Below are 21,611 nucleotides of genomic sequence, written 5' to 3'. Positions count from 1 at the left end.
TAGCAGGCTCACACGTGTTGACTTGTCGTTGACATCTTGAGAAGCCTGCTTTAATCTTTGTCACCACGCAAGTTAAACGATTAACTAAAACAAAAAGCTGGAGACGACGATGAAAAAACCTATCCTTCTGACGCCGATGGCGTCGGCCCTGGCGCTGGCCTTGCTGTCCATGAACGTCCACGCGCAACAAGAAGAATCAAGCAGCAAACCTGGCACGCTGGAAACTGTAGTCGTGACCGCGAATAAACGCGTCGAAAAATTGGAAAGCGTTCCAATGGCGATTTCGGTGATGAGCGAGCAGGAAATCCAGCGCACCAATATCCGCGAAATCGAGGACGTGGTGGCGATGATGCCGTCGCTGACCCTGAACTCGGGCACCACCGCCGCCAACAACGCCATCTTCATGCGCGGCATCGGCACCGTCTCGGTCGGCATCGGCGTCGAGTCGGACGTGGCGGTGATCATCGACGACATTCCGATCGCCACCCAGTTCCAGGCCTTCAAGGATCTGGCCGACGTGTCGCGCATCGAGGTGCTGAAAGGCCCGCAGAGCACGCTGTTCGGCAAGTCCGCCGTGGCCGGCGCCGTCAACATCGTCACCAAGCCGATTTCCGGCCCGATGGTGTACCGCGCCAGCACCTACCTGACCAACGACAACGAATGGCGCGTCAACGCCTCGGCCGGCGGCCAGCTGGACGAGCACTTCGCCATGCGCCTGTACGCCGGCAAGAGCCGCCTGCCGGGCACCTTCCACAACCTGACCGACGGCAAGGACGTCAACGGTTCGGGCGGCAAGACCTTCATGGCCAAGCTGCAATGGAATCCGATCGACACGGTGCAGGTGGACCTGACGCCACGCTATAACTTCCAGGAAAACTCGCGCGGCGTCACCGCCGTCAACGGCTTCAACCTGCGCACCGGTTCGGCTGCGGCCGGCAATGTGGTGTCGACGCCGATCGGCCTGAACGGCGTGTACCTGAACGGCAATCCGCTGCTGCCGGCCACCTCGGTGCTGGCCGGCATCAACGCCAACGACCCGAACAACCGCAATGTGCGCCGCGATTTCCCGACCGGGCTGATCTCCAGCGACCGCGGCGTCGGCCTGAAAGTGTCGTGGACGCTGCCGAATGACGCGCAGCTGATGTCGATCACTTCGTGGAGCAAATACCTGGCCAACGACTTCCGCGACCAGGACTTCACCGACGTGCCGACCATCGCCGTCGCCGGCTCGACCATCCCGACCGTGGGCAACAACCAGTTCGGCACCTACGACATCCGCTCGAAGACGCAGGAATTCCGCTACGTGTCGCCGGACACCGGCAACTTCAAGTACGTGGCGGGCCTGTGGCTGGCGCACAACGAGATCTACCGTCACTTCATCCGCGGCTACTGCGTGGCGCCGACGGTGTGCAACGCCAACTCGCCGTCCAGCCCGACCAACTACTACACCGACATCTACAACACCAACAAGGCGGTGTTCGGCCAGGCGTCGTGGGAATTCATGCCGACCTGGACGCTGACCGGCGGCCTGCGCGTCAACGAAGAGATTTCGGGCTACCACTACAAGCGCAACTACTTCACCAACCAGCTGGATGAGGCCTCGTTCACGCCGGGTCCGGTGGGCGTCGACCAGTTCCAGAGCACCGGCAACACCGACCACGCCACCACCGGCAAGATCAGCCTGCAGAAGCAGATCACGCCGGAGTGGATGGTGTATTCGCAGGTGTCGACCGGCTACAAGGGCGAGGCGTATGACGTGACCTCGGGCCTGAAGGCGTCGGCGGCGTTCCCGGTGCGTCCGGAAACCAGCCAGAGCTTCGAGCTGGGCACCAAGGCCAACCTGTTCAACAGCCGCCTGTCGGTCGCGGCCACGTATTTCAAGTCGGACTTCTTCAATTACCAGCAGAACGTGACCTACGTGCTGCCGAACGATCCGACCATCTACAGCCAGCTGAATTCGATTCCGAACATCGCCACCCACGGCTTTGAACTGGATGTGAACGCGCTGGCGGCCAAGGATCTGACGATCAATGGGGCGCTGGCCTTCACGCTGCCGACCATCGAGAAGTGGGCCAACGGTCCGTGCTTCGCCGATTCGACCAACGTCGCGGTAGGCGGCACCAAGCTGGCCGCCAACGGTTCGATCGCCGGCCAGAACACCGCCTGCTTCCCGATTTCGCCAGGTTCGACCACCGGTGTGCAGAATCTGAACAACACGGTCTTCCCGGGCACGTCGAAGATCAGGCTGAACATCGGCGCCAACTACGAGTTCGGTATTCCAAAGATGCCGCTGAAGGGCTTTGTGAACGTGAACGTGCGTTACCAGAGCAAATACAACACCAACATCAACAACGATCCGAACTCGGTCAACGATCCGTACAGCATTACCGACCTGGGCTTCGGCGTGCGCGACCCGCAGGACAAGTACAAGGTGAGCTTCCGCGTCAACAATCTGTTCGATCGCTTCTATATTCCGAATGCGAACGCCAGTGGCCCGTCGTCGTTCCGCGCCGGTCCGACCGCGACGTCGCCGCAGGTTTCGGCCAGCAGCTGGGTGCCGCCGCGTGATGTGTTCCGCTACTTCAGCGTGAAGCTGGATGTGAAATTCTAAGCATTATGCGTCTGGTGAATCTCTGGCATCAGAAAGATAAATTGGATAAACAGGCCGCCGACCGGCATGATTACACCTGTCTCCTCTATTCTCCTCCAAGGAAATAGATTTAGCCCGCTCTCGTAGCGGGCTTTTTTTTGCCTAATCAAAAGCGACGTCTTCCAGACGCAAGCGGCCAGCTTGCTTGAACTGCTTGTCGCCGGGAGTTGCGTGCCGCCACGCAGTTTGAGCTGGGAAATTAGCCGGAGCAGGGTATCGGCGCCTATCTGCAGGCTCCTTGTGTCCATGCGTGACAAATGTCACGGCAGAAAGTGACGTTTGTCTGCTGCGCGGCGGCGGCGAGGTGCGTAGAATGACTTACATCAGCAGAACACATGCAACAAGCAGCAACGCAGTACCTAAAACCTGAACCCCGTTTTAGTTGACGCAGTTTTTACCTTCTAATCAACTTTAACGAGGATTCAATCATGAACGCAATCACCAACTTCATCCGCAACGAAGACGGCATCACCGCTATCGAATACGCTCTGATGGCAGCCGCCATCGCCGCCGCGATCACCGCCGGCCTGACCATCCTGGGCCCGAAAATCACCGCTTCGCTGACCTACATCTCCGGCCTGATCAAATCGTCGTAATCTGCTTCAGCCCGAAAAAAAACCGGACCTCGCGTCCGGTTTTTTTTATGCCTTGCGCTCCAGCGGCAGCCACAGCGTGAACAGCGTGCCGGCCGGATTGGACTGCCAGTTGACCGTCCCTTCCACCGACGCCGCCCGCCGGCGCTGGTTCTGCAGCCCACGTCCGCCAGCCTGATACAAGGTCTGCGCAACATCGAAGCCGCCGCCATTGTCGGCGATGTGCACCTGGACGCCATTGGCGCCGGCGGTGGTGCCGACGCGGATCTCGGTCGCCCGCGTGTGACGCAGGATGTTGGCAATGCTCTCCTGCACAATGCGCAAAATGTGCAGCGCGCTGGACGGATTCAGCCACGGCAGCGCAGGCAGCTCGCGCACTTCCCACAGCAGCTTGACGCCGGTGCCCTCCAGGCGCGGCTCCAGGCGGAAGCGCAGCGTGGCCAGCAACAGCAGCAGGTCCGCTTCCACCGGCTCCATCGAATCGATGGTCAGCTTGAGGTCATCCAGGCAATCTTTCAGGATCTGCGACACGCGCTCGTCGCTGATATTGCCGCGCTCCACCGAGCGGATCGCGCTGATCAGCGAGGAACCGAGGCCGTCGTGCATGTCCTGCATCAGCCGCTGGCGCTCGTCGCTGATGGTCTGGCGCAGTTCGATTTCGCGCAGGCGCTGGTGGCTGGTCTCCAGCTCCGCCTCGCGCTTTTCCAGCCGCTCGGCCAGGCTGGCGTTGACCCGCTCCACTTCGGCAATCGCATCGACATAGCGGCGGTACATCAGCACGCCGAAGGTGATGAAGCACACCGCCGGCGCATAGGCGCCCAGATACCAGCCCTCCGCGCTGATGACGTTATTCTGCAACAGCCAGTCCGACATGCCCATCAAGGTACAGGCCAGCAGGCCGTACACCACCATCCGCCCCTCCTGCGAATGGCGCCAGCTGCAGTAGCCGTCGACCACGCAGGCGATCAGGCTCATTATCGGCGCCGCCAGGTAGATGATCGGCGTCACGGTCGGCATACTCGGCAGCACCGCCAGCGGCGGCCAGGTCAGCACGCCGATCAGCAGCGTGACGGCCACCAGCCCGCGCGTCAGCCACACCAGCGGCTGCTGGTGCAGCTGGCACAGGAAGAAATGCACCGCCAGCACCAGCCAGAACAGCGAATTGACCGTCAGCCAGGCAAACCAGTCGTTGGCGACCGGCAGGTCGACATAGAAATGCAGGCCGCGCAGGAAAGCTGTCGCCGCCAGGTTGAAGAACAGCAGATAGGCGATCTCACGCGGGCGCCGCAGCCAGACGAATACGGCGAACACGCCAACCGCCATGAAGGCCGCGCTCAACATGGCCGGCAACTGCTGCTGCAGCCACAGCCGCACCTGATATGACGGCCGCAGCACGTCGGCCGGTCCCAGCCGCAGCGACGACAGCGCCGTCTGCGATGCCGGGCTGTGTTCCAGCCGCAGCAGGATCTCGCGCACCGGCGGGCTGCCGCGGCGGTTGTCCAGCGTGAACCACAGCGGCGTGCGGGTGCTGTTCCACGACGGCCCGTTCTGCTGGGCCTGGTGCGCCAGCCTGCCGTTAATGTAGACCGCGATGGTGCCGTCGGTCTTGACGCGCACGCCGTACAGCGCCAGGCGCGACGTCACCGGCAGGCCGTCCACCGCCACCTTCAGCCAGCTGACGTGCACCGCATGCGGCGGCGTGCCGCTGGCGCCGGATGCGGCCTGGCGCAGCAGCGCGATCGATGGACTGAACGGCAGCGCCACCAGTTGCCATGCCGGCGGCAAGGCAGCGCTGTCGATCGTGGGCGGCGGCGGCGTGTAGCCGGGCGCGACGGTTTCCTGCCAGCTGGCCTGGGTCAGGCGCAGCGTGGCGGCCGGGCCGTGGTGGCCGTCGTTGTCGAGGTAGAGCGAGGCGGCCGCAATCAATACCGCCACCGAGAACAACAGCAGCAGCGGAGCCAGCAGGCGCGATGCCCGGGCCATCAGGACAGCAATCCCTGGGTGCGCGCCTCATAGATCGCCTCGGCCTTGGAAGACACCTTGAGCTTGCTGTAAATGCGCCGCACGAAGGTGCGCACGGTGAAATGCGACAGCTGCATCAGCCCGGCGATCTCGTGCACGGTAAAGCCCTTGGTGATGTAGTCCAGCACTTCCTTCTCGCGCTGCGACAGCAGCGAGGTTTCGTCGGCGGCCTGGCTGGCGCTGGCCGGCGCGGCGGGGGCGCTGCGGAAGCGCGCCAGCACCTGGCGCGCGATGATCGGGCTGATCGGGCTGCCGCCGTTGGCCAGGCTGCGGATCTCGTCGCACATCTTGGACGGCGAGCTGTCCTTCAGCAGGTAGCCGGCGGCGCCGGCCTCGATCGAGCGCATCACGTGGGTCTCGTCGCCGAAATTGGTGCTGACCATGATGCTGCAACTGGGCCATTGCAGCGCCGCCGCGCGGATCACGGCGATGCCCGAGCCGTCCGGCAGGCCGAGGTCGACCAGCAACACGTCGGCCGGCGGTCCGGACAGCAAGGCCAGGCCCTCGGCCTGGGTGGCGGCGCGGCCGACCAGCTGCATGTCGGCGCAATCCTGCACCACCACGCTGAGCGCATTGCTGAATTCAGGATCGTCCTCGACGATGGCGACGTGGATCAGGCGGGTATCGAGTGGGTCAGCTGGGTTCATGCGGCCATTTTACGCTGGAAGACGGCGGCCGAAAGGGCTGGCGGGGCCCTTGTAGCACTTTCGTGCTACATACACGCCGAAGGGGGCAACCTACAATGACGCTGGTTTTATCAGCACCGCACATTCATGCATGTCCAAGACAATTTGCCGCCGTCCGGCGCCCGGCCGCCGCGGCGCCCGCTACTGGAACTTTCCCTGACCGGGCAGCCGCGCTCGTGGCAGGTGCGCGAGCACCGCTACCGCTGCAGCGGCTATGGCCGCGCGCGCTGGGGCATGGAGCTGGCCGACGTGATGGCCGCCATCGCCGCCGAACATCCGGTGGCGCAGGCCACGCTGCAGCACGACATCGACCGCCTCAGCGGCGAGCAGTGGCTGGAGCTGACGGTGCCGTCGCTGCGGCCCGGTCCGCCCGGGCCGGCGCGGCTGCGCTACCTGTTCGACGCCGACAGCGTGCGCCTGTGCGAAGTGCATCTGCACTGGATCAGCAGCGGCGATCCGTCGCAGGAGCAGCGGCTGCCGCTGGTGCAGGCGGCCAGCCGCCTGGCGGGCGAGCTGATGAGCTACCGCTGGTCCGGCCTGAGCACCTTGCGCGGCGCCGTGCGCGGTCCCGGCGCCTTGCTGCTGTTCTCCGGCCGCGACGAGCAGGGTGCCACCGTCGAAATCAGCCTGGACGGCGTCGCCTTCGACGTCGAACGCCCCGGCGCGCCGGGCCAGCCCGAACACCGCCCCGCACCGCGCGGCCCGGCAGCGCTGCGCGTCTCCTATATCGCCGGCTAATCCGGGGTCAGGTCCCTCATTTCTACACGAGCTGTGCCGTAGCATTGCTACGGCACAGCTCGTGTAGAAATGAGGGACCTGACCCCGGATCTGTATGCGCATACAGTATAATTCTGGCATGACGCACACCGCACAAACCGGCTTCATCCTGACCCGCCACTGGCGCGACACGCCCAGCGGCACGGAGATCGATTTCTGGCTGGCGACCGACGCCGGCCCCAGGAAAGTCCGCCTCACCGCCCAGACTTCGGTGGCCTTCGCCGAGGCGTCGCTGCGCGAGGCCATCGCGGCGCAGATCGCGCCCGACGCCGGCATCGAATTGCGCGAGCTGCAACTGAAGACCTTCCAGCAGCAGCCGGTGATCGGCATCTACGCCTCGCGCTACAAGCAGCTGACGGCGCTGGAACGGGCGCTGCGCGACCACGGTATCAAGCTGTTCGAGGCCGACATCCGCCCGCCCGAACGCTACCTGATGGAGCGCTTCATCACCGCCACCGTGCACACCGAGGGCGGCCACGCCAGCGGCCACGTCATCCACAACTGCAAGCTCAAGCCGGCACCCGACTACCGGCCCACACTGAAGATGGTGTCGCTCGACATCGAAACCAGCGCCTACGGCGACCTGTACTCGATCGCGCTGGAAGGCTGCGGCCAGCGCCAGGTCTACATGCTGGGCGAGGCGCCGGCCGAGGCGCCCGCCGTCGACTTCGACCTCGAATACTGCGCCACGCCGCGCCAGCTGATCGAGCGCCTGAACGCCTGGATGGCGCGCCACGATCCCGACGTGCTGATCGGCTGGAACGTGGTGCAGTTCGACCTGCACGTGCTGCAAAAGAACGCCGACAAGCACAAGGTGCCGCTGGCGCTGGGGCGCGAAGGCAAGGGCATCGAATGGCGCGAGCATCCGGGCAAGCAGGGCTATTTGTTCGCGCCGCTGCCGGGCCGCATCATCCTCGACGGCATCGACGCGCTGAAGGCCGCCTCGTGGATGTTCCCCTCGTTCAGCCTGGAAAACGTGGCCCAGTCCATGCTCGGCGAAGGCAAGGAAATCGGCACCGACTACGACAAGATGGCCGAAATCGAACGCCGCTTCCACCACGACAAGCCGGCGCTGGCCACCTACAACCTGAAGGACTGCGAACTGGTCACGCGCATCTTCGACAAGGCCAACCTGCTGGCCTTCATGATCGAGCGCGCCACCGTGACCGGCCTGCAGGCCGACCACCTGGGCGGCTCCATCGCCGCCTTCTCGCACCACTACCTGCCGCGCATGCACCGCGAAGGCTATGTGGCGCCGAATGTGGGCGACGTCAGCGGCGGCGCCTCGCCGGGCGGCTTCGTCATGGATTCCAAGCCTGGCCTGTACGACTCGGTGGTGGTGCTCGACTACAAGAGCCTGTACCCGTCGATCATCCGCACCTTCCTGGTCGATCCGGTCGGGCTGGTCGAAGGCGAGGCGGCCACCGATCCGGCCACGGTGGTGGAGGGCGTCAACGGCACCGTGTTCTCGCGCGAGAAACACTGCCTGCCGGCCATCACCACCGACATCTGGAAACAGCGCGACGCCGCCAAGCGCGCCAAAAACGAGCCGCTGTCGCAGGCGCTCAAGCTGTTGATGAACTCCTTCTGCGGCGTGCTGGGCGCCAGCGAATGCCGCTTCTTCAATCCGCGCCTGGTGTCGTCGGTCACGCTGCGCGGCCACCAGATGATGAAGCAGACGCGCGCGCTGGTGGAGGCCGAGGGCTACGACGTCATCTACGGCGACACCGACTCCATCTTCATCTGGCTGAAAAAGGAATACCCGAACGCCGAAGCGCTGGCCATCGGCCAGGGCCTGGCCGACCAGATCAACCAATGGTGGCGCACCATGCTGAAGACCAGGCACGGCCTCGACTGCCACCTCGAAATCGAATTCGACACGCACTACCGCAAGTTCTTCATGCCGACCATCCGCGGCACCGATATGGGCAGCAAGAAGCGCTACGCCGGCCTGACCTTCAACAGCAAGGGCGAGGACGAAGTCATCTATCGCGGCCTGGAAGTGGCGCGCAGCGACTGGACGCCGCTGGCGCAGCAGTTCCAGCAGGGCCTGTTCCTGCGCATCTTCAAGGACGAGCCCTACCAGGACTTCGTGCGGGAGTACGCCGAGAAAACCCTGTCCGGCGACTACGACGACCTGCTGGTCTACCGCAAGCGCCTGCGCCAGCCGCTCGACGAATACAAGGTCAACGTACCGCCGCAAGTGCGCGCCGCGCGCATCGCCGATGAGTACAATCAGGCGCAACGCCGTCCGCTGCGCTACCAGAACGGCGGCTGGATCAGCTACGTGATGACCACCGGCGGCCCGGAGCCGCTGGAAGCGCTGCGCTCGAATATCGATTACGAGCACTATCTGACCAAGCAGCTGCAGCCGATCGCCGACTCGATCCTGCTGCCGATGCACGACAGTTTCACCAGTTTGACGACGGCGCAAGCCAGCCTTTTCTAACGGAGACTTTATGCACGAATTCAAGAAGCTGCACGATGGCAGCCAGCTGCTGCACCTGCCCAATGCCTGGGACGCCGGCAGCGCGCGCCTGTTCGAAAGCCTGGGCGCGACCGCCATCGCCACCACCAGCGCCGGCGTGGCCTGGGCCCAGGGCTATGCCGACAACGACCACCTGCCGGTCGACAGCGCGGTGGCGGTGGCCGCCAACATCGCCCGCGTGCTGAAGGTGCCGCTGTCGGTGGATTTTGAAAACGGCTACTCGGCCGATCCGGAACAGGTCGCGCGCAACGTGCTGCGCCTGATCCAGGTCGGCGTGGCCGGCATCAACCTGGAAGACGGCAACGATGCGCCGTCGCTGCTGGCCGCCAAGATCGGCGCCATCAAGCGGCTGGCCGCGCAGTCCGGCCGCGACATCTTCATCAACACCCGCACCGATGTCTACCTGCGGGCCCTGGCGCCGGAAGGCGAGCGCGTGGCCGAGGTGCTGAAGCGCGCGGCCATTTACAAGGCGGCCGGCGCCGACGGCCTGTTCGTGCCTGGCCTGTGCAAGGTCGATGAAATCAAGGCGGTGGTGGCCGGCGCCGGCCTGCCGGTGAATGTGATGGACTGGCCGGACCTGCCGTCGGCGGCGGAATTGCACCAGCTGGGCGTGGCGCGTCTGAGCGCCGGCAGCGGCATTCCGCAGGCCTTGTGGTCGGTCGCCGCCGGCATGGCCAGGAGCTTCCTCGACACCGGCAACGCCGGCCCGCTGATCGCCAAGGCCATGCCCTACGGCGACCTGCAGGCCCTGTTCCCGTAAGACGCTGCGGTTTAAGCCTTGGCTTTCGCGCTGCTGAAGGCCACCAGTTGCAGCAGGCCGCCGGCCATGGCGAAATTCTTCAGCAGGTGGATCAGCTGGTTCTGGTCGGCCAGGTTGGTGTGAAAGGCCAGCGCGGTGACGATCGAGAACGCGGCCAGGCCGGCGGCCACGATGCGGGTCTTGAAGCCGAACACCAGCGCCAGGCCGCCGCCCAGTTCCACCGCCAGCGCGATGGCAAAGCCAAGCGGCGCCAACGGCAGGCCGGATGAGGCGATGTAGCCGATGGTGGCGGCCGGCGCCATGATCTTGCCGATGCCGCTGAACACAAAGATGGTGGCCATCAGGACGCGGCCGATGGTGGAGATGAGGTTGCTGTTCATGATGAATTTCCCTGTCAAGTATTAGATTAAGTTTGCAGCGCGCAGCTGTTTGCCGATGCGCTGGATTTCGTTTTCGCCCTGCGTCAGCGCCGCTGCGCTGGTGTGCACGGAGTAGTAGCCGGTGACCAGCGCGTGCGGATGCTTGACGGCCGAGCCGAGCACGAACTCGGTGTCGCCTTCCGCCACGAACTCGATCGCCGCGTTGCCTTCCTCGAACACCGCCACTTCGCGGCCGATGGTGGTGTGGCCGCTGCGCAGCGCGCCATGGGCCGGCGCAACCCAGGCCACGTCATGGCCGGCGGGCGGCGTGTAGGTCCAGCGTTCGCCATCGGCCAGCTTGACGTGCAGGTAGCTGATCGAGGCGCGCGGCTGCACCGGGCTGGCGACATCGCCGTAGCGGCCAAGGATTATGCGTGCTGGGCCGACATTCGGCACCTGATCCGAAGACAGGTAGCGGCTTTCGCTCGGACCGTTTTCATCTTCCGGCGGCAGCGCCAGCCACAGCTGGAAGCCGAGCGCGCTTTCGCCGTCGACCGGTCCGCCGTCATGCCAGACGCCGTTGCCGGCGCTCATCCACTCGACGCCGCCGGTGCGCAGCACGCCTTCGCTGCCGGTGGTTTCGCTGTAGGCGATGGCGCCGTCCAGCAGCACCGTCACGGTGGCGATGCCGGAATGCGGGTGCATGCCCATCTTGCCGCCGCCACCGGCCAGCAGGTGGAAACGGTCGAGGAAGACGAAAGGCTTGATCAGTTCGCCGGCATCGCCGGGGCTGACCAGGCGGGTGATGGCGCCGCGCGTGTGGCCGGCGGTGCGGAAAGCGACTTTTCGTTGATTCATGGCTTGCTCCTTGATTGCGTTGATGAGCAATCTTAGTGCGGCGATATCCATCTGAATAGCCTATATAATTGGATGGTTACCATTCAAGGAGTAGATGGATGCTGGACGCCATGTCGCTGGACCAGTTGCGCACCTTTATTGCCGCCGCCGACGAGGGCAGCTTTTCCGCCGCCGGCCGCAAGTTGCGGCGCGCGCAGTCGGTGGTCAGCACCACGCTGGCCAATCTGGAGCAGCAGGTCGGCTTTGCGTTGTTCGAGCGCACCGGCCGCTACCCGCGCCTGACCGAGGCCGGCGCCGCGCTGCTGGAACAGGCGCGCGCCGCTGTCGACGGCATGAACGCCTTCAAGGCCAAGGCGCGCACCTTGGCCGAAGGGCTGGAGCCGGAACTGGCGGTGGCGGTGGACGTGATGTTCCCGATCGCCAAGCTGACGGCGGCGGTGCAGGCGTTCCAGCAGCAGTTCCCGGCCACGCCGCTTCGCTTGTACGTGGAAGCGCTGGGCGCGGTGGTGCAGCCGCTGTTGGATGGCAACTGCCGGGTCGCCATCATCGGCTCGCTGCCCGAGATCCCGGCCGGCTGCGCCTCGGAATTCCTGCTCAGCGTGGCGGCGGTGGCCGTGGTGGCGCCGTGCCATCCGCTGGCGGTGCTGACCGGACCGATTCCGCACCAGCAGGCGGGCCAGCACGTGCAGCTGGTGCTGAGCGACCGTTCGACGCTGACGGCCGGCCGCAACTTCGGCGTGATGTCGACGCGGACCTGGCGCCTGGCCGACCTCGGCGCCAAGCACGCCTTCCTCAAGGCCGGCCTGGGCTGGGGCTATATGCCGTCGCACATGGTGGAGGACGACCTGCGCAGCGGCAAGCTGGTGCGCATCGAAGTGGAGCTGCATGCGCGCCTCGGCCCCGGCTTCTCGATGCACGCGATCCACATGAAAGACCATCCGCCCGGTCCGGCCGGCCGCTGGTTCGTCAACCACCTGAAGCAAGACTAACGCTGCCGACCTTTGATGTAGCTCTACAGTCACGCCACCCAAGCCGCTACGCTTCCAGCTTGCTTGACATCCGATTGGATCAGCCGGAGGATCACATGATGGCGACGAACAGCGACAACACGGCACTCGAAGACCTCACGCTGGCGGTGAAGATTATCGAATCCAACTACGCGACGAAGGAAGATATTGCTGTGCTGAACGGCAAGATCGATGCGTTGACAACGCGCATCGACGGAATGCCGGCACAGTTCGAGCTGGCCGTGAGACTGGCGATGGACGAGGTTTTCCAGCGCCACACGGAAATGTTGTTCAAAGTCTTTGCCACCAAGGAGGAGTTGGCCAACGCCATCGATCAGCAGACCTGGCGCATGGCGGCGTTTGGCGGCCTGCTGCTCAGCGCCGGATTCGCCTTCGCACGCTATCTCTGAAGCGCGTCAGCGATGGAATACCGCTACAAGGGCAGCCTGGCGGCGCTGGAGAATGCTGCTCCGGTCGGTGATGGCGGCAGTGTCGCGCTGGTCTGCCACTATGCCGGCGCGCCGGCCACTGCCGTGTGGCGGCCCGGTCCGCGCGTGCTGGATGCGCTGCGCGTCTGGCCCGGCACGGCGATCGCCACCTTTGCCGCGCCGACCGCCGGCTACACGCCGATGCAAGGGCAGTGCGCGGCGCTGTTCCTGGCAGCCGGCCCGCCGGACGCCGAAGGGCGGCCCAGCTACATCGTGATCCTGGAACAGGCGCCGCAGCAGCGCATCCAGCCGCGCATCGTGCGCCGCTACACGCCGCAGCAGGTGAAAGGCTTGCGGCTGGCCGATTGCGACAACGCCGAAGCCTACTACCTCATTCGTTGAGCAAGGCCGTGAACACGGCCATGTGCGGCCGCGCGGCCTGTAACGCGGCCGCTTCCATCTTGCGGAACTGCGCCAGCACCGCGGCGCCGGTATCGGTCAGCTGGGCGCCGCCGCCGTGCGAGCCGCCGGCGGCGCTGTGCACCAGCGGTTCGCGGAAACAGCGGTTCATCACATCGACCAGCAGCCACGCGCGCCGGTAGGACATGCCCATGTTGCGCGCCGCCGCGCTGATCGAACCGGCAGCGGCAATCGCCTCCAGCAGATCGGCCTTGCCGGGACCAAAGGCGACATCATCATTGTGCAACAGGCGAAGTTTGAGATTGAGTTCCATGCAGTCGGAAGCACAACGGAAAGGCGCAGTATGCCTTAAAAATGCCGCAGGCAGTGCGGCGCGGTCCGCGCCGGCGGTGGCGCGCTGCTGCGCTTGCAGCGGCATGACGACAGCGTCGCCAGCCAGCTGTCGAAGAAGCGCGCGCCGGCCGCCTGGGCCTGTGGCGCATGCAGCGCCGTGGCGGCGCGCAAGCCGGCCAGCGTCACGCCCGGTGCGGCGGCGATTTCCAGGCAATGGCCGATCAGCCACTGCTCCAGACGCTGCGCTTCAAACTCCGGATGGAACTGCAACGCCAGGCAATGTGCGCCCCAGGCAAACGCCTGATTCTGATACATGGCGCTGGACGCCAGGTGACGCGCCCCCGACGGCAGGTCGAAGGTGTCGCCGTGCCAGTGCAGCACCGCACCGGCCTCGGCCAGATAATCCAGCAAGCCCGGAAAATCATCTCCCTCGCGCCCGAGCGCCAGCGGCGCCCAGCCGATTTCCTTGACGCCGCCCGGATAGACCTTGGCGTTCAGCGCCGCCGCCATCAACTGCGCGCCGAGGCAGATGCCCAGGGTAGGGCGGTCCGCCTGCAGGCGCGGCCGCAGCCAGCTGATTTCCTCCGCCAGCCACGGATAGTCGGCCGTGTCGTACACCGACACCGGCCCGCCCAGCACCACCAGCAGATCCGCCTCCAGCGGCGGATGCTCGGCCAGCGCATCGACCCCCGCCTCGATATAGCGGATGCGATAGCCGGCCTGCTCCAGCAGCGGCCCCAGCAGGCCGAGATCTTCAAACGCCAGGTGGCGCAATACCAGTGCCAGCTTCATCGCTCAGTCCACGATCTGCCGCACATCGACCGATTGCAGCCACTTGACGTGGCGTGGCCCGGTGCGCAAGTCCTTGCCAGAAATCAACGCCAGCGGACCCTCGGCCGGCGCCAGCGGCTTGCCGTCGCGTTCGAACAGCACCAGCACCGAGTCGCCCAGTTCGGCGTTAAACAGCTCGCTCCACGAGAACACCACCTTGTAGCCGTCGCTGGCGCTGGCGATCACCGCCAGCTTCTTCACCGTGTTGTGATCGGGCGTCTTGATCTGGGCCCGTTCCAGCAATGCACGCAGGCGCACGCCCTTCAGCACGCTGGGCGGCGAACCGGCATCGCGACCTGGCAATTGCAATGTGACGATCTGTTCCGCAGGGAAACGCCGCAATTCCTCGGCGCTGAACGACACAGGCTGCTGCACCGCGCCGCTCACCGTCAGTTGCGCAGCCGGCGGCGGCGTCTCATACGCTCCGGCGGACAAGCTCCAGGTCAGCGTGGCAATCAGCGCAGAGCGCAGCAACATAGAAATCATGCGGAATTCCATTCAGGTGAGCGTTATATACTAAATTATACTGCGCTTGTGGCGTGCGCAGCCTTGATGCGCTATATTTCAGGGAATATAGCGAATTCCACGGTCCCGCCATGCCCTATCTTTCCAACGAACCTGCCGCGCCGGCCTTCCTGCACCGCATGCTGAACGCCCATCCGGACGGCTGCTGCACGCCGGCGCCCGCCATCAAGCCGGCCCCGGCGCCGCGCCGCGCGCGGCTGGCCGACCTGGACGCCTACCTGCATTGCTCCATCATCGGCACCTGCCTGACCACCGGCGAACTGCGCAAGCTGGTGCCGCGCTATGCCCCGCAGCTGGACCGCAAATCGGCCACCGACCTGGAAATCCATCACACGGCGGTGGAACTGTCGACCCAAGGGGAGGGCGCCGCCAAGGAATTGCACAAGGCGCTGGACACGCGCCACTCGCTGGCCATCAAGCGCTTCAAGCCGGCCGCCGGCGAGGCCGCGCTGGAAACCCTGTGGCGCGAGGCGCTGGCGCATGGCGACGTTCCCGGCGCCTACTGGGCGCTGCTGACCCATCCGCTGTGCAGCCAAGATCTGCTGCGCCAGGCCTTTGGCGATGTCCACATGCTGTCGCACCTGGTGGGCGCCTCCAACCGCGCCGACCTGCGCCGCCTGACCGGCCTGGAAGAGGAGTGTGCGCGGCTGCGCGCACAGAACGCCGCGCAACAGGGGCGCCTGCAACAGCTGGGCGCGCAGCATCATCAGGACATGGCTGCGGCCGAACAGCAGGCCACGCAGCTGGCGCTGCTGCGCGACCAGCACGCAGACCTGGCGTCGTCGTCGCTGGTGGCCGAACTGGCGCTGCTGCGCGCCGAACTGGACGCGTGCAACGCCCAGCTGGCGCTGCAAAGCGGCCGCCGCGCCGAAGCCGAAGCGCTGCTGGAAGCCAGCCAGCAACGCGTCGCCGCCCAGGAGCGCGAACTGAGTCACCTGCGCACGGAAGCCGATTGCAGCCGCACCGAAGCGCAGGCGCTGGAACAGGCCCTGGAACAGGCGCTGGCGCCGCAGACGGCGCTGCCGCTGCTGCCGCAACTGCACGGCCGCAGCGTGCTGTATGTCGGCGGCCGGCCCCAATCGACCACCGCGCTGACGCAGCTGGTGGCGGCCGCCGGCGGCGAGCTGCTGTCGCACGACGGCGGCATCGAAGACCGCAAAGGCATGCTGTCGGCACTGCTGCCGCGCGCGCAGCTGGTGGTGTTCCCGGTCGACTGCATCAGCCACAACGCCATGCACGTGACGCGCCAGCTGGCCGAGCGCGCCGGCATTCCGTGCCATCCGCTGCGCACCGCCAGCGTCGGCAGCTTCGTCGAACTGATGCGGCGTCTGCATGGCGACCAACGTTGGGAGCCTGCGGCATAATCGGGCTTCCACCAACTGCCGGGAGGAATCATGCCACGCGGTGCCAGTCCGAAGCGCGAGCGCGAATACCGGAAGCTCGAACGCGAATTCAAACAGGAAGGCCGGTATGCGGGCCGGGAAGAAGAAGTTGCCGCCCGCATCGTCAACAAGCAGCGCGCCGAGAGCGGCGAGGCTGAACACACCCATCGTCCGACGCACCGCACGGCGTCGCGCCGCAAGAGCAGCAAGCGCCACAGCACACGGCGCAGCCGCTGACCATCCACACACCGATTGACGCCCCGGCCGCATGGGCCGGCTGACGGCGTGCGCGCGTTCGTCTTGTTCCAGACAAATATAGGCCGCGAGCAGGTTCCCCTTTTTAATCCTGATGTGTCAAAGGACTTATCGACGCACGCGGGAGCAACGCACAAATTCCAAACATGACATTACATCAACCATTTAATGCAAATCATTCTAATTCTCATGAATCCACTCAAATTCCTCGCCTCTCTGCTGCTCATTCCCCTGTTCCTGCTGACCAATGCGGTTGCCGCTGACAGCCAGGCCGCCCCCAAGAAAGTGTTGATGGTCGTGCGCATGGAAGGCAAGAGCCTGCCTATCGATCAGAAGATCCAGCAGCACCTCGCAGCGCGCGGCTATGTTGTCACATTGCACAGCCAGTACGCCCCGGTCGACGCCGCACTGGACACCGATCTGGTCATCCTCTCGTCCACGGTGCGATCGCGCGATCTGCTGGGCGCGTACCGTAACGTGACAGCGCCCATGCTCACCTGGGAGAGCGACCTGCTCGACGACATGGGCATGACCGCCAAGCGTGCCGATACCGATTTCGGCAAAGTGGAAAAAGAACGCTATGTATGGCTGGTCAATGCGCCGCATCCGCTGGCTGCCGGGCTGCCGGCCGGCGCGCTGAACGTCTACGAAAAGCCTGCCGCCATGAACTGGGGCAAGCCCGGCCTGGGCGCCTCCACCATCGCCACGGTGTATGGCCAGCCAGACAAGGCCGTCATTTTCGGCTACGAGAAAGGCGCCACGATGGACTACGAGTCGCTGGCGCCCGCGCGCCGTGTCATGTTCTTCCTCGATAACGAAACCTTTACCAATCTTTCCCCATCCGGATTCAAGCTGTTTGACGCCGCCGTCGACTGGGCGATGGGCTCGCACTAACTCCACCACTTCAGATGAAATTCGCAATGACTACCAAATTATTCCAACGCAAGCAGCAAGTGCTGCTTGGCATTTCCTTGATTTCGACCGCATTCCCGATGGCGGCCCGGGCGCAAACCAGCGATCCGGCGGAGCCGGTACTGCCGCGCATCCAGGTGATGGGAGAGAAACAACAGGACAACGAGCACAACTACACGGCGCGCAACGCCCCGAGCGCGCTGCGCTCGGAAGCGTCCTTGTTCGAGACCGCGCAGTCGGTCACCGTGGTCACGGGGCAGCAGATCGAGGAACGGCAGGCCAAGTCGGTCGCCGAGGCGCTGGACGGCGTGGCCGGCGTCACCAGCGGCGCCTATGGCCGGCGTGGCTGGGATGACTTCATGATACGCGGGCAGATTTCCTCGGCCCAGACCTATGTCGACGGGCTGCGGACGCAAAACTCCACCAACGTCCTGCGCGCCGAGGACATCTTTGGCCTGAGCTCCATCGAGGTCGTCAAGGGCCCGACCTCGGTCGGCTTCGGCATGGCGCTGCCTGGCGGCCTGGTCAACCTGACCACCAAGCGCCCGCAGGCGGAGACCTCTTTCAACGCCGGCCTGAGCTACGGCAGCTATGCGCAGAAAGACGCCACCATCGATCTGAACGTTGCGCCCAAGGGCAGCAGCCAGGGCGCGTTTCGCCTTGTGGCCCATGTGTCGGACCAGGACGACCCGACCGACCATGTGTACTTCAAGAGCCAGTACGTGGCAGGCTCCTACAACTTCGATCTGAACGCCCGCAATGAGCTGTCGGTGATTGCCAGCTACCAGCACCGCGAGTACATCCGCAACCAGGGCGTGCCGCTGAACTGGTCGGAGAAATACGGGCGCAGCATCTTTGTCGGCGAGCCGGACCGCCCTTACAAGGTTGACGTCTACCGCCTGGGCAGCAACTACACCCACTATTTCGGCGATGGCTGGACCTTCAAGCAGAACCTGACCGTCACCAGCGGCAGCAGCTGGACCAACTCGGTGTTTGCTGCCGGCGCGGCCAAGTTCCCCCTGGTTGCGCGTCAGATCAACAACCAGGACAAGCAGGATCTGAATGTCGCGATGGACAACTACTTCCAGCGCAGCTTCGATTTCGGCCGTATCAAATACGACATCGTCACCGGTCTCGACACGATGCGGGAACGCAGCGATTACTACCAGCGCGTCGACAATGTGAATGCGCTCAACGCGGACACGCTGGTCTACGGCATCACCTCGACCAAGCTGGGAACGCCATCGCGCGACGTCACCTACACGCAGGATATCGGCCTGTACCTGCGCAATACGATCAAGATCGATAATCGCTGGATCGTCGGCCTGTCCGGCCGTCAGGACTGGGCGCGGGTGAAGGTGCAGCATCTGTTGGGCGGCGCCGATACCACCAACTCGAATACCGCCTTCACGGGCAGCGCGTCGCTGATGTACCGCATCAACGACGCGTTCGCGCCTTATGCCAGCTATTCGACGTCGTTCATGCCGGGAACCGACCTGGGCGTCAACGGCACCTTGTTGAAACCTGAAACCGGCAAACAAACCGAAGCCGGCATGAAGTTCCAGGGATATGACCAGCGCTTGCAGGGCTATGTCGCCGTCTATGACCTGGTGCGCCAGAACGTGACGGAAGCCGATGCCACACTCGGCTACTCGGTGCAGACCGGCGAACAGGAGACCAAGGGCTTCGAGGCGGAAGTCGCGGCCTCGCTGACACGGCAATGGAATGTGTCCGCGTCCTATAGCTACATCCCGTTCGCCAAGACCACCGAGAGCTTGACCACGACCGATATCGGCAAGCGTATCAATCTCGTTCCCAAGAGCGCGGTGGGACTGTTCACCCGCTACTATTTCAGCCCCAACAAAATGGGCTGGAACGCGGGCGCGAATGCACGCTTCCAGAGCGCCCGCACGGCGCAACGCGGCGTCAACTATGTCGCGCTGGCGGAACATACGGTGTTCGATGCGAATGCCGGCTATGAGGCCGCTGCCTGGAGCGTGAACCTGAGCGTCAAGAACCTGTTCGACAAGGAATACATCCAGGGCACGACACCGGCGGCGACCCTGATCACCTTCGGCAGCCCACGGACCTTCCTCCTGACCGCGAAGTTCAAGTTTTAACCTGACCGGTGTGCCCGCGTTGTGCAGTCGCGGGCACACCAACGAATCGATTGCTCTTCCGCATAAACTGCGCCATCATTGTGAAAACGATTTCAAAATATTCACAGGGGACAATGTGCGGACAATTTCTACGATGGCGTTGCTGCTCGCCTGTGGCAGCGCGTCGGCCGCGCCAGCGGCTGATATCAAACTCAATCAACTCGGCTTTCTGCCCGGCGCGGCCAAGGTGGCCGTCGTGCCCGATGGCGGCGCGCGCGTGTTCACCGTGGTCAAGGCCGGCAGCGATGCCGTGGTGCAGAGCGGCACGCTGGGCGCGGCCGCCGCTGCGCCGGACTCGGGCGAGACGGTGCGGCTGGCCGACTTTTCCGCGCTGACGGCGCCGGGGCGCTACCAGCTGCGCGTGGCCGGTCTGCCGGATTCGCTGCCGTTCGAGGTCGGCGACGCGGCCTACCAGGCGGTCAACGCTGCCGCCATCAAGGCATATTACTTCAACCGCGCCGGCGTCGCCCTCGACGTCAAGCAGGCCGGCGTCTACGCCCGCGCCGCCGGGCATCCCGACACGCAGGTGCTGATTCATGAATCGGCCGCTTCGTCATCGCGTCCGGCCGGCGCCGTCATCGCCAGCCCCAAAGGCTGGTACGACGCCGGCGACTACAACAAATACATCGTCAACTCCGGCATCTCCACCTACACCTTGCTGGCCGCCTACGAAGACTTCCCGGCGTTCTTCCGCGCGCAGAACCTGAACCTCCCGGAAAGCGGCAACGGCGTGCCGGACATCCTCAACGAAGTCCGCTGGAATCTGGACTGGATGCTGACCATGCAGGACCCGGCCGACGGCGGCGTCTACCACAAGCTGACCAACAAGAGCTTCGACGGCATGGTGATGCCGGCGCAGGCCACGCAGCCGCGCTACGTGGTGCAGAAGTCGACCGCCGCCGCGCTCGACTTCGCCGCCGTCATGGCGACCGCCAGCCGCGTCTACGCGCCACAGGACAAGGCGCTGGCCGCACGCATGCTGACGGCGGCGCAAACTGCATGGCGCTGGGCCCAGGCCCATCCGCGCGAGTACTACCGCCAGCCGAAGGATGTCAGCACCGGCGACTACGGCGACAACGACGTGAGCGACGAATTCGCCTGGGCCGCCGCCGAGCTGTTCATCACGACCGGCGACGCCGCCTACTACCGCGCCATGAACGCGCCATCGCTGCAAGCCACCGTGCCGACCTGGAGCGACGTGCGCACGCTGGCCTGGTTGTCGCTGGCGCGCCATCGCAAAACCTTGAACGCGGCGGCCGACCAGTCGCTGATCGCCGCCAGGGTGGACGGGCTGGCGCAGCGCCTGGCCGCCGCATGGAAGCAATCGCCGTACGGCATCACGCTGCAAACCCGCGACTACGTCTGGGGCAGCAACGCGGTGGTGCTGAACCAGGCCATGGTGCTGCTGCATGCCTACCGCCTGAACGGCCGGCGCGCCTATCTGGACGCGGCGCAATCGGGCCTCGACTATGTGCTGGGCCGGAATGCCGTCGACATCTCCTTCGTTACCGGCTACGGCGCCCGCTCGGCCATGCATCCGCACCACCGGCCGTCGGAAGCCGACGGCATCGCCGCGCCCGTGCCGGGCTTCCTGGTCGGCGGCCCACAGCCGGGGCAGCAGGACAAGCAGGGCTGCACGGCGCCATACCCGTCCGCGCTGCCGGCCACGTCTTATTTGGACAACGTCTGTTCCTACGCCAGCAACGAGATCGCCATCAACTGGAACGCGCCGCTGATCTACGTTTCCGCCGCACTGGAGGCACTGACGCCGGCTGCCGCCCAGTAATTGCTTACCCGGTGGCGCTGGACTTCGGCCGCGGCCTCACCGCGCAGCTGCTGGCCGGCGCCAATCCCATGGGCCAGTTCTATGCGGCTGACTTCAATCCCGCCCTCGCGCTGGCCAGGGAAGCGCAGCTGCCGAACCTGACGCGGCTGGAAAACAGCTTCGAAGACCTGGCGCCAGGGCAGGTGACGCTGCCGCAGTTCGACTTCATCACCTTGCACGGCATCTACAGCTGGGCGACCGCCGAAAACCGCCGATGGGCGAAACCGACGGCCGCCCGGACACCTACAACGTCGTGCTCGACGCGCTGAATCGTTGCGGGTGCTGTGAGGGCGCGGCGTCCGCTGCCGGATTTTCCGCTGATCCCCGGTGCGGCTTGGCCA

At 65.0% G+C, this 21,611-nt stretch carries 21 protein-coding genes; 14 read left to right on the top strand and 7 right to left on the bottom strand.

Features of this window, described 5'->3' with window-relative positions:
* The first annotated feature begins 109 nt into the window (after nucleotides 1-109).
* Both GJ698_RS04605 and GJ698_RS04600 read left to right on the top strand, forming a co-directional pair.
* Nucleotides 110-2,611, top strand: a complete 2,502-nt coding sequence (locus GJ698_RS04605) for a TonB-dependent receptor (RefSeq protein ID WP_154356439.1) — start codon at nucleotides 110-112, stop codon at nucleotides 2,609-2,611.
* A gap of 467 nt (nucleotides 2,612-3,078) precedes the next feature.
* Nucleotides 3,079-3,246 (top strand): Flp family type IVb pilin, encoded by a 168-nt coding sequence (locus GJ698_RS04600; protein WP_154356438.1) that lies wholly within the window; start codon nucleotides 3,079-3,081, stop codon nucleotides 3,244-3,246.
* A 45-nt stretch (nucleotides 3,247-3,291) separates the two neighbouring features.
* On the opposite strand, the gene GJ698_RS04595 is transcribed toward GJ698_RS04600, so the two are convergent.
* On the bottom strand, nucleotides 3,292-5,226 hold the full coding sequence (locus GJ698_RS04595; RefSeq protein ID WP_154356437.1) for a sensor histidine kinase: 1,935 nt from the start codon (nucleotides 5,224-5,226) through the stop codon (nucleotides 3,292-3,294).
* The gene (locus GJ698_RS04590; protein ID WP_154356436.1) at nucleotides 5,226-5,912 is read right to left on the bottom strand and encodes a response regulator transcription factor; all 687 of its coding nucleotides are present in this window, start codon (nucleotides 5,910-5,912) and stop codon (nucleotides 5,226-5,228) included. Before GJ698_RS04590 ends, GJ698_RS04595 begins: the two co-directional genes overlap by 1 nt.
* Before the next feature lie 126 nt (nucleotides 5,913-6,038).
* Here GJ698_RS04590 and GJ698_RS04585 point away from each other — a divergent pair, with 126 nt between their 5' ends.
* From GJ698_RS04585 to GJ698_RS04575, 3 genes are all read left to right on the top strand, one after another.
* Nucleotides 6,039-6,689, top strand: a complete 651-nt coding sequence (locus tag GJ698_RS04585; RefSeq protein ID WP_154356435.1) for a hypothetical protein — start codon at nucleotides 6,039-6,041, stop codon at nucleotides 6,687-6,689.
* 118 nt (nucleotides 6,690-6,807) lie between these two features.
* The gene (locus tag GJ698_RS04580; RefSeq protein WP_154356434.1) at nucleotides 6,808-9,177 is read left to right on the top strand and encodes a DNA polymerase II; all 2,370 of its coding nucleotides are present in this window, start codon (nucleotides 6,808-6,810) and stop codon (nucleotides 9,175-9,177) included.
* Between the two features lie 10 nt (nucleotides 9,178-9,187).
* Nucleotides 9,188-9,976 carry an isocitrate lyase/PEP mutase family protein gene (locus GJ698_RS04575; RefSeq protein WP_154356433.1) on the top strand — a complete coding sequence of 263 codons (789 nt, stop codon included), beginning with the start codon at nucleotides 9,188-9,190 and terminating at the stop codon, nucleotides 9,974-9,976.
* An 11-nt stretch (nucleotides 9,977-9,987) separates the two neighbouring features.
* Here the strand turns inward: GJ698_RS04575 and GJ698_RS04570 are convergent, their stop codons facing one another.
* Together GJ698_RS04570 and GJ698_RS04565 are read right to left on the bottom strand one after the other, a co-directional pair.
* Complete coding sequence (locus GJ698_RS04570; RefSeq protein WP_154356432.1) at nucleotides 9,988-10,356, bottom strand: DoxX family protein; 369 nt, start codon at nucleotides 10,354-10,356, stop codon at nucleotides 9,988-9,990.
* Nucleotides 10,357-10,377: 21 nt separating this feature from the next.
* Nucleotides 10,378-11,193 (bottom strand): pirin family protein, encoded by an 816-nt coding sequence (locus tag GJ698_RS04565; RefSeq protein ID WP_154356431.1) that lies wholly within the window; start codon nucleotides 11,191-11,193, stop codon nucleotides 10,378-10,380.
* A gap of 98 nt (nucleotides 11,194-11,291) precedes the next feature.
* Between GJ698_RS04565 and GJ698_RS04560 the strand changes: the two genes are divergently transcribed.
* The 3 genes from GJ698_RS04560 to GJ698_RS04550 all read left to right on the top strand — a co-directional run bounded on the left by GJ698_RS04560 (nucleotide 11,292) and on the right by GJ698_RS04550 (nucleotide 13,030).
* Nucleotides 11,292-12,182 (top strand): LysR family transcriptional regulator, encoded by an 891-nt coding sequence (locus GJ698_RS04560; RefSeq protein WP_154356430.1) that lies wholly within the window; start codon nucleotides 11,292-11,294, stop codon nucleotides 12,180-12,182.
* 95 nt (nucleotides 12,183-12,277) lie between these two features.
* Entirely contained in the window at nucleotides 12,278-12,610 is a 333-nt protein-coding gene (locus GJ698_RS04555) for a hypothetical protein (RefSeq protein ID WP_154356429.1), read from the top strand.
* Between the two features lie 12 nt (nucleotides 12,611-12,622).
* Complete coding sequence (locus tag GJ698_RS04550; RefSeq protein ID WP_154356428.1) at nucleotides 12,623-13,030, top strand: BPSL0067 family protein; 408 nt, start codon at nucleotides 12,623-12,625, stop codon at nucleotides 13,028-13,030.
* Here GJ698_RS04550 and GJ698_RS04545 read toward each other — a convergent pair.
* From GJ698_RS04545 to GJ698_RS04535, 3 genes are read right to left on the bottom strand one after another with little or no spacing between them, the layout of a single operon-like run.
* Nucleotides 13,020-13,361: a winged helix-turn-helix domain-containing protein gene (locus GJ698_RS04545; RefSeq protein WP_154356427.1), complete on the bottom strand. Its 342-nt coding sequence runs from the start codon at nucleotides 13,359-13,361 to the stop codon at nucleotides 13,020-13,022. The two genes, GJ698_RS04550 and GJ698_RS04545, sit on opposite strands and share 11 nt — an antisense overlap.
* Nucleotides 13,362-13,396: 35 nt before the next feature.
* A complete protein-coding gene (locus tag GJ698_RS04540; RefSeq protein ID WP_154356426.1) occupies nucleotides 13,397-14,173 on the bottom strand; it encodes a glutamine amidotransferase in 777 nt (258 codons plus the stop codon).
* A 3-nt stretch (nucleotides 14,174-14,176) separates the two neighbouring features.
* Nucleotides 14,177-14,698, bottom strand: coding sequence for a molybdopterin-dependent oxidoreductase (locus GJ698_RS04535; protein ID WP_229259836.1), 522 nt, complete (start codon nucleotides 14,696-14,698; stop codon nucleotides 14,177-14,179).
* A 110-nt stretch (nucleotides 14,699-14,808) separates the two neighbouring features.
* Between GJ698_RS04535 and GJ698_RS04530 the strand changes: the two genes are divergently transcribed.
* From GJ698_RS04530 to GJ698_RS04505, 6 genes are all read left to right on the top strand, one after another.
* Nucleotides 14,809-16,101, top strand: a complete 1,293-nt coding sequence (locus tag GJ698_RS04530; RefSeq protein WP_154356425.1) for a DUF2325 domain-containing protein — start codon at nucleotides 14,809-14,811, stop codon at nucleotides 16,099-16,101.
* 30 nt (nucleotides 16,102-16,131) lie between these two features.
* Entirely contained in the window at nucleotides 16,132-16,356 is a 225-nt protein-coding gene (locus tag GJ698_RS04525) for a hypothetical protein (RefSeq protein WP_154356424.1), read from the top strand.
* Nucleotides 16,357-16,563: 207 nt separating this feature from the next.
* The gene (locus GJ698_RS04520) at nucleotides 16,564-17,268 is read left to right on the top strand and encodes a hypothetical protein (RefSeq protein ID WP_154356423.1); all 705 of its coding nucleotides are present in this window, start codon (nucleotides 16,564-16,566) and stop codon (nucleotides 17,266-17,268) included.
* Between the two features lie 26 nt (nucleotides 17,269-17,294).
* On the top strand, nucleotides 17,295-19,406 hold the full coding sequence (locus GJ698_RS04515) for a TonB-dependent siderophore receptor (RefSeq protein WP_154356422.1): 2,112 nt from the start codon (nucleotides 17,295-17,297) through the stop codon (nucleotides 19,404-19,406).
* A gap of 133 nt (nucleotides 19,407-19,539) precedes the next feature.
* Nucleotides 19,540-21,231: a glycoside hydrolase family 9 protein gene (locus GJ698_RS04510; protein ID WP_154356421.1), complete on the top strand. Its 1,692-nt coding sequence runs from the start codon at nucleotides 19,540-19,542 to the stop codon at nucleotides 21,229-21,231.
* A gap of 11 nt (nucleotides 21,232-21,242) precedes the next feature.
* Nucleotides 21,243-21,539: a class I SAM-dependent methyltransferase gene (locus GJ698_RS04505; protein ID WP_154356420.1), complete on the top strand. Its 297-nt coding sequence runs from the start codon at nucleotides 21,243-21,245 to the stop codon at nucleotides 21,537-21,539.
* Nucleotides 21,540-21,611 lie beyond the last annotated feature (72 nt).

It is taken from the genome of Duganella aquatilis, from assembly GCF_009674565.1.
Classification (GTDB): Bacteria; Pseudomonadota; Gammaproteobacteria; order Burkholderiales; family Burkholderiaceae_D; genus Rugamonas; species Rugamonas aquatilis.
Note: the sequence above shows the minus strand (reverse complement) of the source record. Positions and strands in the feature narration are given on the sequence as shown.